Annotated in this window: 9 protein-coding genes; 7 read left to right on the top strand and 2 right to left on the bottom strand. The window is 42.0% G+C overall.

What is annotated here, in order from left to right; all coding sequences use genetic code 11:
* Positions 1–286: 286 nt before the first annotated feature.
* The 4 genes from NLP_RS31915 (at position 287) to NLP_RS31900 (ending at position 2099) form a co-directional block, all read left to right on the top strand.
* The gene (locus NLP_RS31915; RefSeq protein WP_104910207.1) at positions 287–880 is read left to right on the top strand and encodes a ParA family protein; all 594 of its coding nucleotides are present in this window, start codon (positions 287–289) and stop codon (positions 878–880) included.
* The gene (locus NLP_RS31910; RefSeq protein ID WP_104910206.1) at positions 877–1284 is read left to right on the top strand and encodes a hypothetical protein; all 408 of its coding nucleotides are present in this window, start codon (positions 877–879) and stop codon (positions 1282–1284) included. The genes NLP_RS31915 and NLP_RS31910 overlap by 4 nt, the downstream gene beginning before the upstream one ends.
* Before the next feature lie 129 nt (positions 1285–1413).
* Positions 1414–1653 (top strand): DUF2281 domain-containing protein, encoded by a 240-nt coding sequence (locus NLP_RS31905; protein ID WP_104910205.1) that lies wholly within the window; start codon positions 1414–1416, stop codon positions 1651–1653.
* A gap of 2 nt (positions 1654–1655) precedes the next feature.
* Positions 1656–2099, top strand: coding sequence for a type II toxin-antitoxin system VapC family toxin (locus NLP_RS31900; protein ID WP_104910204.1), 444 nt, complete (start codon positions 1656–1658; stop codon positions 2097–2099).
* Positions 2100–2178: 79 nt separating this feature from the next.
* Here NLP_RS31900 and NLP_RS31895 read toward each other — a convergent pair whose 3' ends face one another.
* Positions 2179–3171 carry a tyrosine-type recombinase/integrase gene (locus NLP_RS31895; RefSeq protein ID WP_104910203.1) on the bottom strand — a complete coding sequence of 331 codons (993 nt, stop codon included), beginning with the start codon at positions 3169–3171 and terminating at the stop codon, positions 2179–2181.
* A 235-nt stretch (positions 3172–3406) separates the two neighbouring features.
* On the opposite strand from NLP_RS31895, the gene NLP_RS35390 reads away from it, so the two are divergent.
* Positions 3407–3601, top strand: coding sequence for a hypothetical protein (locus NLP_RS35390; RefSeq protein WP_234017408.1), 195 nt, complete (start codon positions 3407–3409; stop codon positions 3599–3601).
* Positions 3602–3928: 327 nt separating this feature from the next.
* Here the strand turns inward: NLP_RS35390 and NLP_RS31885 are convergent, their stop codons facing one another.
* Positions 3929–4093 carry an EVE domain-containing protein gene (locus NLP_RS31885; protein WP_442946682.1) on the bottom strand — a complete coding sequence of 55 codons (165 nt, stop codon included), beginning with the start codon at positions 4091–4093 and terminating at the stop codon, positions 3929–3931.
* Between the two features lie 19 nt (positions 4094–4112).
* On the opposite strand from NLP_RS31885, the gene NLP_RS31880 reads away from it, so the two are divergent.
* Together NLP_RS31880 and NLP_RS31875 are read left to right on the top strand one after the other, a co-directional pair.
* Positions 4113–8423: a non-ribosomal peptide synthetase gene (locus NLP_RS31880; protein WP_104910202.1), complete on the top strand. Its 4311-nt coding sequence runs from the start codon at positions 4113–4115 to the stop codon at positions 8421–8423.
* A gap of 8 nt (positions 8424–8431) precedes the next feature.
* A complete protein-coding gene (locus NLP_RS31875; RefSeq protein WP_104910201.1) occupies positions 8432–11707 on the top strand; it encodes a non-ribosomal peptide synthetase in 3276 nt (1091 codons plus the stop codon).
* Positions 11708–11738 lie beyond the last annotated feature (31 nt).

Below are 11738 nucleotides of genomic sequence, written 5' to 3'. Positions count from 1 at the left end.
GACTTTTGTCTAGTGCCTGAGTATTGATCCATTGTCCTAAGTTATACAGGATGTCTTAGTTTATCATGTATATACATGGTTGAATGGTTAATTTTTCAAGATTTTTTTCTTATCCCGGTTTTCTGTTCCGTTGCTACTCACGCCCCGTTTACTAACGGTTGCCACTTGGGAGATTTTTGAATTTGCGAAATGCTATATTGTCGCCAAGGGAAATTGTTAGAAATAAAGAAATACAAATTTTCGTTATTTAAAGGGTAAACTAGCAGCATTTACTGGAGTACATCTTGTGATAATCACCCTTGCTAGTTTCAAGGGTGGCGTAGCTAAAACGACAAGCGCCATCCATATTGCTTGCTATCTATCTCAGAAGGGCAGCACCTTGTTGGTTGATGGCGACCCAAACCACAGTGCTACAGGATGGGCAAAGCGAGGAGCATTACCCTTTAAAGTTGTGGATTTACTACAAGCGACTATGCACAGCCGTAATTTTGACCATGTAGTTATAGACACAGCAGCTAGGCCAAGCCACGAAGATTTAGAAGCACTCGCAGATGGGTGTAATCTATTAATCTTGCCTACTACCCCTGATGCTTTAGCGATGGATGCGCTGTTGCAAACTGTAAGCACTCTCAAATCATTGGGCAGCTCGCGCTATCGTGTGTTGCTCACAATTATTCCCCCAGCCCCCCGCTTAACAGGACAGCAAGCACGGGAAGCATTGGAGGCGGAGGGAATACCACTATTTCAACATGGGATTAGACGATTTGCTGTTTATGAAAAAGCGGCATTGGAGGGGCTGCCAGTTTACCAAGTAAAAGACCGCAGCAGCAAAATAGCATGGCGCGAGTATCAAGAGGTGGGTAAGGAGATATTGTCATGACCAAGCCTAAGCCTAGCCCTTTTAAAAAGTTATTTGAAACCAAAGAGGAAGAACCACAAATTGAGCCAGAACAACCGTTAGAAGTAATCACAGAGAGTAACGTGACACAGACTCCAACACCACAAAAGACAGCGCCAATTCAAGAAGAACCCCGTAAACGTGGCAGACCTGCAACAGGTAAGCGGTCTGATGATGCTTGGATTGGGCGCACCTATTATGTGAAACGCTCAACAGATTTAGATGTAGAGGAAGAATTACTTAAACTCAAAAGGCGTGGCGTAGAGATTGATAAAAGCGAATTGGTGGATTTTCTCATGTCCGTCTGGGTGAAATGGCAGCAAGGTGAAAATATAGATTTACTAATTGACGAATTTACGCCAAGGCGAAATTCTAAATTAGATTGAGTCTTTGCTGAATGAGGAGAGCGTGCAGGTGAACTAGCACGGGAGAAAGTGCGTCAGCAGCACGGCCCCTGAACCGCTATTCCTACCGTTTACAATGTGGAAAGTAAGGACGATGATTAGAGGTAGAAGATGACTAGCAAAGAATTATTAATCCAAGAAATAGAAACTTTACCACCAGAATTGTTAACAGAAGCACTTAATTTTATTCGAGAAATCAAAACCAGTCATACAGCAAAACAGTCAAGTACAAATAACTTACGTGGTTCTACATCTGAAGATTTACTAGAATTTGCAGGAACTTGGTCAGGTGATGATATCAGAGAATGTCTTCAGCTTGTTCATGATACTCGTATGCCACTGGAATTTTAAGAATGTATTTGCTTGACACAAATCATTGCACTTTTTTGATAGAAGGTGAACCAAAAGTCGTCAATCACTTTCGGGAACTAGGTAAGGTGACACTCGCCACCAGTGCTATTGTCGCAGGTGAACTCAGATTCATGGCACAAAACTCCCAACAAAAAACTGCAAATCTCATCAAAATTCGCGCCTTTCTCAACCGAATTGATATTTATCCAATTGATGATGAAACGGCAGAAATTTACGGAGATTTCAAGTCAGAAATTATTAAAAAATTTGCAGCCAAAGAAAAGAGTAAACGCAAAACAACTCAACTACAAGAAATTGGCATTGGTGAAAATGACCTGTGGATTGCTGCTACAGCTTTACGCCATTCCTTAATTATCGTTACATCAGATAGTGATTTTCAAAGAATGCGTCAAGTCAGGGAATTGACTGTAGAAAGTTGGATTTGATTTATTTTATTTAATTCGCTAGTTAACTTGCACAGGCAACTATTAATAATTATTTAAATTCTAACTTTACCCCTATTTCCTAAATAAGTTCTGATATTGAGTCGCTCATCTGCTTTTGCAAACGCTGGCGGTTATCATCATATTTCAATACCGTCTGCACTTGGGCGTGCCTGCTGAAACGCTGGGTAGCACGGTAGTTGCCATTATTCAGATCCAATACTGTAGTAATCGCACTGTGGCGGACACGATGTGGTGACATCTTCTTAGTAATTCCAGCTTGCTTGCATAGCCCATCTACCAGTCGCCTGATTGCCTCCCCGGTTAATCTCGCTCCATTTTTGTGATAGGCCAGCACGGTGAAAAGCGGTTCATTGCTACGTTTCTTCTTACTGGCTTTTATCCAACTGGCGATTGCGTCGGTAGTTTTCTCCGATAAATCAAGAACTTCCTTCTGGCTACCCTTGCCTTTACCCAGGATAAAGAGAGTTTTTTCCTTGGCGTTAAAGTCAAGCACATTTAAATTGACTATCTCCTGACGACGCAAGGCATTATCCCAGAGTAATCGCAGTAGTGCATAATCGCGCTTACCCTTTAGGGTGTTCTGATCAACCAACGCTATAACTAAAGCATAGTCCTCGGCTGGAATGCCCATAGTGTCACGGTAGGTTTCAACCTTCTCACCTTTGACATCATCTAGGGAGAAATTGCAGACTCCCAGCCGTCGCCCCATCTCAACCATTGACTTGATAGCACTGAGACGGCGATTCACCGTAGCTTCAGCCAGTTTTTTCTTAATCAGGTGTGCTTTGTACTTGAGAACCACAGCAACGGCGTGACGCTGTTCCAAGTGAAGAAACTCTAGAACCAAATCCCGGCTGGGTTCTTTTTTGGCAATGAACAGAAAGAAATCTTTCAAGTCTTTCTGATATTCGCGCTTAGTGTTCAGAGATCGCTTATCGCCAATCAACTGCTGAATCACATCGGGGTCATTTTCTAAAGAAAAGTCCTCTCCGATCGCTAAGGAGAGCGAGTTTTCTAGAACACTCAGATTTTCAGGGTGGATCTGTGTCATTGGTTAGTCAGCAGCACAGGGGCAGCGTCAGTTTAACGCTATTTCAACATCTTAGTTGTTAAGGGCGTGTTTATTACTCTAAGTGGTGTGAAAAGTACTATTGTTGCACTATCTTGCAGTGGGGCTGGGGGTGGAGTTTGAGGAGTTATTGTCAGTTGATTGACAGTTACCCCGGGCGACGAAGAGAAATTAAATTAGATGAAAGTGTAAGGGCTGACGATTTGACTAAGTAATAATGCTGCTTTTGGTCTGGAGATTGCGGTTTTGCCCTAAGCGAAATCAGAAGAGTCCCGATCGCTGTGGTGAAGCGATCTCTCTTGGCGGGCGGTTGCGCCATCGCTCTTTGTGGGGCATTGATATCATTCCTTCCCTATGCAGTAAAATGTCACCACACAGGGTAAGGCTAAAGGCTCCCGAAGGCGGCGCTTGATGTCACAGGCGGAAATATCAGAAAGGTGCAGAAATTGAGCCTGAATGCCAGGGCGAATGTTGATGATTTCTGACGATAATAGGAATAAAGACCTGTGGGAGATGTCAGAATTGTTGACTGGAATGCTCAAGGATTCGGATAAATAAAAATTAATAATTCGACTAATTATAGGAGATTTTTATTTAATAAATGCTAATTAAATCTATTTAATAATATTTAACTAAAAACTCAAGTAACCTAGAAAACGAAACTCAGTCTAAATAAAATTTCAAGGGTAGGAGTATGAAATCAGATGCATTACAGCCTGGATCTATTTTGAGCGAGCATTTAAGAGGTTTTCATCGCCAAAATCTTCAAAGCCACTGCTTGGTGAACGGGCATCATTGATAACCGATTTCCTGGTCTGACAACCATTAGTTCTTCAGAGCTAAACTCCTCTTGGAGCGTTGATAACAAGATGGGCTGAGAAAAAGTTTCCACAAATTCCACCACAATTGTTTGCCATTCACTTATGAGCCAGTATATTCTCAGTAGTCTCACAGCTGATGAAGAACTTAATTTTTCTGAAGAAGCAGAGGTTTTCGTTTTTCCCACTTCTTTCGCCCAGCAGCGATTGTGGTTTCTCGACCAGTTAGCACCGGGGAATCCATTTTACAACGTGTCAACAGCACTTCGCCTGACAGGTTCCCTCAACTTCACCGCCTTAAAGCAGACATTCAACGAAATTGTACGTCGCCACGAAACCTTACGCACTACGTTTGTTATGGTAGAGCAGCAACCAGTGCAGGCGATCGCACCCAGCGTAACAATACCTCTTCCCCTAATAGATCTACGCAATTTCGAGAGCCAAGAACGTGAGACACAAGTGCAGCAAATCGTAACCCAAGAGGCTCAACATCCTTTCAATCTCACCACCGGGCCATTGCTGCGAGTAAAGCTGCTACAACTGGATGAAGCAGAATATCTGCTGCTGCTTAATCTACATCACATTGTTGCCGATGGCTGGTCAATTGGAGTGCTAATTAGAGAATTGGGAATATTATACACAGCCTTTGCAGAGGATCAGCGATGTCTAACTACAAGCGACTCCCGAAGTTCCGAATCTCCTTCCCTGCGGGACGCTGCGCGAACAAAGACGCTACGCGAACAAAGTCAGCCTCCGCTCAGACTTCTCTCCATGTCTACCTCTGTGCCAGAACTACCCATTCAATATGCAGATTTCGCCCAATGGCAACGGGAGTGGCTGCAAGGAGTGGGAGCAAACGGTTGTTCGCCTCTACAAACCCAGTTAGCTTATTGGCAAAAGCAATTAGAGGGGATTTCGGTATTGAATCTCCCCACCAAGCAACTGAGACCAGCAGTTCCTAGCTACAGGGGTGCAAAACAATTTCTAGAGCTACCACACTCCTTAACTCAAGCGCTAGAGGCACTGAGTTACCAAGAAGGCGTTACCTTGTTCATGACAATGCTGGCAGCGTTTCAGACTTTGCTCTATCGCTACACGCAGCAAGAGGATATTGTAGTAGGTTCACCTATTGCTAATCGCAATCGTAGCGAACTAGAAGGATTAATTGGTTTTTTTGTCAATAGCTTGGTGCTACGTACAGATTTATCAGGTAAGCCGACGTTTCGAGAATTGTTGAATCGAGTCAGAGAGGTAACTTTAGGAGCATACAGCCATCAGGACTTGCCTTTTGAAAAGCTGGTGGAGGAAGTGCATCCAGAGCGAGATTTGAGCCGCAATCCCTTATTTCAGGTTGTATTTAGCCTCCAAAACACTCCAATCGTTGCGCTAGAGTTACCTGGGTTAACGCTTTCGCTATTTGAATACGACAGCAAAACTGCAAAGCTTGATTTAGAGTTGCATCTGTGGCAGGACTTGGATAGTTTGAAAGGACAAATGGTTTATAGCACCGATTTATTTGATGACACGACCATTACCCGGATGCTGGGACATTTCCAAACGCTGCTAGAAAGCATTGTCGCCAATCCAGAACAGCGGATTTCAGATTTGTCTTTGCTTACTGAGGAAGAACGACAAGAGTTATTAATTGATTGGAATGACACTAAAAAAAACTACCCAGAGAACAGGTGTTTTCATCAGTTATTTGAAGCGCAGATGGAGGAAACTCCCGATGCGAACGCAGTGGTCTTTGACAAGCAGCAGTTAACCTACCACGAACTAAATATCCGAGCTAATCAACTTGCACATTACCTACAAAAATTGGGGGTAGTCCCTGACGTTATAGTAGGCATTTGCGTAGAGCGATCGCTAGAGATGATCGTCACATTATTAGGCATCCTCAAAGCGGGTGGAGCATACTTACCTTTAGATCCGAGCCTACCTCAAGAGCGTCTTAAATTTATGCTAAAAGATGCACAAGTTTCAGTATTGCTGACACAAGAAAAGTTGCTCAAGCATTTTGAAGACTTCTCGAATCCAATTATTTGCATAGATAAAGATTGGGCAACTATTACACAACACAGCCAAGAAAACTCGACCAGTTGCGTAACATTGGACAACTTAGCTTATGTCATCTACACCTCTGGCTCAACAGGAAAGCCTAAAGGCGTTTTGCTTCAGCATCGAGGATTATCCAACTTAGCAAAAGCTCAGATTGAGGTTTTCAATTTACAACCGAGTAACCACATTCTGCAATTCGCCTCATTAAGTTTCGATGCCTCAATTTTTGAGATTGTCATGGCACTGCAAACAGGAGCAACTCTTTATTTAGCAAACAAAGAATCGCTTCTACCCGGACAACCTTTGCTCCAATTATTGCGAGAAAAAGCTATTACTCACGTCACCCTTCCGCCAGCAGTATTAGCAGTCCTACCTACAGAATCACTTCCGGCATTACAAACTATTATTTGTGCAGGCGAATCTTGCACTGATGATATCGTAAAACGTTGGTGGAACTCTCAGCGGCGATTTTTTAATGCTTATGGCCCTACTGAAGCAACGGTTTGGTCAACCATTGCAGAGATTAGTACTATGAGTGAAAAACCGCCCATTGGTCGCCCTATTGCTAACACTCAAATTTATATATTAGATAAACATTTACAACCTTTACCAATTGGAATTGCTGGCGAATTATACATAAGTGGTGAGGGATTGGCACAAGGCTATCTAAATCGCCCCGAATTAACTACTGAAAAGTTTATTCTCAATCCTTTTAGTGATAAAAATAAAGCGCGACTTTATCAGACAGGTGATTTAGCTCGGTATCGACAAGACGGGAATATTGAATTTTTAGGACGCATCGATAATCAAGTAAAAATTCGTGGATTCCGTATTGAGTTGTCAGAAATTGAAACAGTGCTGACTCATCATCAAAGTGTGCAAAAAGCAATAGTAATTGCTAAAGATAATCTATCTGATGAGAAGTACTTAGTGGCTTATATTGTTCCCAATGTAGAGACACAACAGCAGTCGCTACAACGGGGAGCCACTGCTTTGGTGAGGCAACGCGCTGCCTCAAATTTCCCGTCTCTACTACGTAAATTTTTAAAAGAAAAATTACCAGAATACATGATTCCAAAAGCTTTTGTAGTGCTGGATTATCTACCTATAACAGCTAGTGGGAAAGTGGATCGTTTGGCGCTAACAGAACTCGACAGTTACGCTAGCCGTTTAATAGATAAAACATTTATTGCTCCTCGGACTCTAACCGAGTCAACTTTGGCAAAAATTTGGGCTGAAGTCCTTAATGTTGAGCGTGTGGGTATTTACGATAATTTCTTCGACTTGGGAGGAGATTCGCTTTTAACTGTACGCCTAATGAAGCAGATACACAAGCAATTTGAGCGTGACTTGCCCCTATCTAGCTTATTTTTAAATCCCACAATTGAAAGTTTAGCAACTTGTCTATCCTCAGCAACAGACTCTCTGCCGTGGTCTCCCTTAATACCGATTCAACCTGCTGGTTCAAGTCCACCTTTCTTCTGCGTCCATCCAATTTTTGGTGTTGTCTTTCCTTATTACGAATTAGCTCATCATTTGGGAAAAAATCAACCATTTTATGGGTTACAGCCTATTGGACTTGACGGAAAAAGTTCTCCACTAACTAACATTGAGGATATGGCTGCTCACTACATTGAAGCATTGCGCTCAGTGCAGCCCAAAGGCCCTTATTTTTTAGGAGGTTGGTCTTTTGGAGGTTGGGTTGCTTTTGAAATGGCTCAACAACTCCAAAAGTCTGGAGAAGAAGTGGCTTTACTTGCTGTGCTTGACACTCTAGCACCAATTCCGGGCAATATACCTTCTTTGGGTAATGGTTTAAAGTTTATGCTGACTACAGTGGCGCGATATATATGGCCCTTTTTCCTCGATTATTTATATCTAATTATTGCGATCGCCAGGAATCGAATTAACAGTTTAACTTCTCGGTTGACTAATTTTAATAAAATTGCGCGAAACTCCTTTTGGGAGCCGCTAACGCGATCGCTCCAAACAAATCTCTTCTCTCACCTCATCCTCAAAGGGGATGCCACAGTCAACGTTATACCGGAAGAATCCAAGTTAAGGCTTTTAAGCGAGTTAGCAATTCGTCCAATGCTTCGTGTTTTCTATGCCAATAGCCAAGCAGTTCTCAACTACGTTCCACAAGCCTACCCTAAAGGAATTAATCTTTTTAGAACAAAGGTTCAATTAAGCATTGCCAAGGAAGATCCGAGTATAGGTTGGGATCAGCTAACTGTGGGAGGAACGGAAATTCATCATATTCCTGGCAATCACCTAACTATGCTGAGAAAACCCCATATCCAAATTCTCGCCGCACAGCTAAAAACCTGTATTGAGAAAGCACAAAATTTAAAATAAGGATCAATATGTCTTCTGAAGAAGTCTTCGTCTTTCCAGCATCTTTTGCTCAACAGCGACTATGGTTCCTCGACCAGTTGATCCCCGGCAATGCTATCTACAATGTGCCCACAGTAATACGCTTGACAGGTTCACTTAAGTTAGCCGCACTAAAACAGACTTTTAACGAAATCGTGCGTCGCCACGAAATCTTACGCACTACATTTATAGTGTTGGATGGGCAACCTCTACAGGCGATTGCACCCAGCTTAACAATACCTCTGTGTGTATTAGACCTCCAGGAATTGCCAGCTGATAAACAAGAGGTTAAAGCAAAGTCTATTATTACCGCAGAGATAGAACATCCCTTCGACTTATCCTCCGGGCCATTGCTGCGAGTAATACTCCTCGTGCTTTCCGAGACGGAACATATTCTATTACTGAATATGCACCACATTATCTGCGATGATTGGTCTATGGGGGTACTGATTCGGGAACTGGGAACGCTTTACGCAGCTTTTGCACAAAACCAACCTTCCCCTCTATTAGAACTGCCTCTTCAGTACGCCGATTTTGCTCACTGGCAGCGCGAGTGGCTGCAAGGAGAAGTACTCCAAACCCAGTTAGCTTACTGGCGGGAGCAATTAAACGGTATTTCCATACTGCATTTGCCTACTGACAAACCAAGACCAGCTATACAAAGCTATCGAGGAGCAACACAATTTCTAGAGTTACCAAAAAAGCTAATTGATGCACTAGAAAAGCTGTCACAGCAAGAAGGTGTCACCTTATTTATGACACTGTTGGCAACATTCCAAACATTACTTTACCGCTACACACATCAAGAAGATATCGCGGTAGGTTCACCAATTGCTAACCGTAACCATAGTGAAATTGAAGGAATAATTGGTTTTTTTGTCAATAGTTTAGTGCTGCATAGTAACTTATCTGGAAATCCCACCTTTCGAGAACTACTAGGCAGAGTACGGGAGGTAACATTAGGAGCATATAGCCACCAAGATTTGCCGTTTGAAAAGTTAGTTGAAGAACTACATCCAGAGCGAAACTTGAGCCACCATCCTTTATTTCAAGTGGTATTTGGTTTCCAGAATGCGCCAATGTCAGCGCTAGAACTGCCTGGATTAGTACCCAGCTTTATGAATATTGATTTGAAAAAAACACGTTTTGATTTGGAACTGCATCTGTGGAAGTGTTCTGAGGATTTTAGGAGCTTATGGGGCGGAAACTGGGAGTATTCTGAAGGTCTCCGAGGTGTAATCGTTTACAACACAGATTTATTTGCTCGAGCCACCATTAGCCGGATGGTGGAACATTTTAAAACTCTATTGTCAGCTATTGTTGCAAATCCAGAACAACGAATTACAAATTTACCGTTATTAAGTGAAGTGGAGTTACATCAGGTATTGGTGGAATGGAATAACACCCAAGCCGATTATCCTCAAGATAAGTGTATCCATCAATTGTTTGAAGAAAAGGTACAGCAGTATCCTGATTCTATAGCAGTCAACTTTGCTAACAAACAACTTACTTATCAAGAGTTGAATACTTGTAGCAATAAACTAGCGCACCACTTAAAAAAAATAGGAGTAGGTTCAGAAGTTTTAGTTGGCATTTGTATTTCACAGTCTATAGAAATGATAATCGGGTTATTGGGAATTCTTAAAGCAGGGGGAGCGTATGTTCCATTAGACCCCAGCTATCCCGAAGAACGCCTAAATTTTATGCTGGAAGATGCACAAGTTTCAGTATTACTGACACAAGAAAACTTACTCAAGCATTTTGAAGGTTTCTCAAATCCATTTATTTCTATAGATAAAGACTGGAAAATTATTACCCAAGAAAAGGAAGACAATCTTAAAAGCGATTTAAATAGTGATAATTTAGCCTATATTATTTACACCTCTGGTTCTACAGGAAAACCCAAGGGAGTGGCTGTCCCTCACAAAGCTGTAAATCGGTTAGTGTGCAATACTAACTATATAAAATTGTCACCATCTGATAAAATCGCCCAAGCCTCAAACACTTCTTTTGATGCTGCGACATTCGAGATTTGGGGAGCGCTACTTAACGGCGCTCAACTTGTAGGGATTAGTAAAGATGTAACCATTTCGCCTCATGAATTGGCATTACAACTACGAGAAAAAGGTATCAATATTCTATTTTTGACCACCGCCTTATTTCAACAGGTTGTTAGAGATGTTCCGCAAGCTTTTGCAACCTTGAAATATTTCCTGTTTGGTGGCGAAACCGTTGATACGAGATGGATTAAAAAGATTCTCCAATCTGGTGCGCCAAAGCACTTAATTCATGTTTATGGACCTACAGAAAATACAACATTTTCCTCTTATTACTGCGTAGAAGAGTTCCCATCAGCCACATCTTTACCTATTGGTATCCCCATTACAAACACGCAGATTTATATATTAGATACCCATTTACAACCTGTGCCTATTGGCGTTACTGGCGAATTATATATGGGTGGGGAGGGGCTGGCGCGAGAATATCTCAATTGCACTGAATTAACTGCTGAACATTTTATTACTCATCCTTTTAGTAACAAACCAAAAACACGTCTTTATAAAACGGGTGATTTAGCTCGTTATTTACCAGATGGCAATATTGAATTTTTAGGTCGCATTGACACTCAAGTAAAAATTCGTGGCTTCCGCATTGAGTTGTCAGAGATTGAAGCAGTGCTGAGTCAACATCCAGCAGTGAAAGAAACTATAGTTATTGCTGGTGAGGACGTACCTGATGATAAGTATTTGGTGGCTTATATTGTTCTCAAGCAGGAACAGATACCAATGGAAGACGTGCAAAGCTTTGCATATTTACTTCGTCAATTCTTGAAAGAAAAATTACCAGAATACATGGTGCCAAGAGCATATATGGTATTGGAATCTCTACCTCTAACACCTAATGGCAAAGTCGATCGCCATGCTTTACCCATACCTGAGACAATTACTTTCTATAATCAAGATTATGTGGCACCGCGATCGCAGGTTGAAGAGTTACTTGCAGAAATTTGGGCTAAAGTCTTGGGAAAAGAGCAAGTAGGCGTTCACGACAATTTCTTTGAATTGGGCGGTCATTCTCTACTAGCTACTCAGCTAACTTCCCGCATTCGTGACACCTTACAAATAGATTTGCCTGTACGCAATTTGTTTGAAACACCAACTGTTGAACAACTTGCTAAGTACATTAGTGACACAATGTGTTGGGCAGCAAAAGGTGGGGATAATACTGAAACTACGGGAATTCAGCGAGAAGAAGTGGAATTTTGAGAAACCCCTGAGTTAGGAATCACCATGCCAT

Origin of the sequence: Nostoc sp. 'Lobaria pulmonaria (5183) cyanobiont', from assembly GCF_002949795.1 — a bacterium.
GTDB lineage: Bacteria > Cyanobacteriota > Cyanobacteriia > Cyanobacteriales > Nostocaceae > Nostoc.
Note: the sequence above shows the minus strand (reverse complement) of the source record. Positions and strands in the feature narration are given on the sequence as shown.

Coding starts and splice junctions, on each gene's coding strand:
- NLP_RS31910 (WP_104910206.1), top strand. CDS start 877: ATGACCAAGCCTAAGCCTAGCCCTTTTAAAAAGTTATTTGAAACCAAA.
- NLP_RS31905 (WP_104910205.1), top strand. CDS start 1,414: ATGACTAGCAAAGAATTATTAATCCAAGAAATAGAAACTTTACCACCA.
- NLP_RS31900 (WP_104910204.1), top strand. CDS start 1,656: ATGTATTTGCTTGACACAAATCATTGCACTTTTTTGATAGAAGGTGAA.
- NLP_RS31895 (WP_104910203.1), bottom strand. CDS start 3,171: ATGACACAGATCCACCCTGAAAATCTGAGTGTTCTAGAAAACTCGCTC.
- NLP_RS35390 (WP_234017408.1), top strand. CDS start 3,407: ATGCTGCTTTTGGTCTGGAGATTGCGGTTTTGCCCTAAGCGAAATCAG.
- NLP_RS31880 (WP_104910202.1), top strand. CDS start 4,113: ATGAGCCAGTATATTCTCAGTAGTCTCACAGCTGATGAAGAACTTAAT.
- NLP_RS31875 (WP_104910201.1), top strand. CDS start 8,432: ATGTCTTCTGAAGAAGTCTTCGTCTTTCCAGCATCTTTTGCTCAACAG.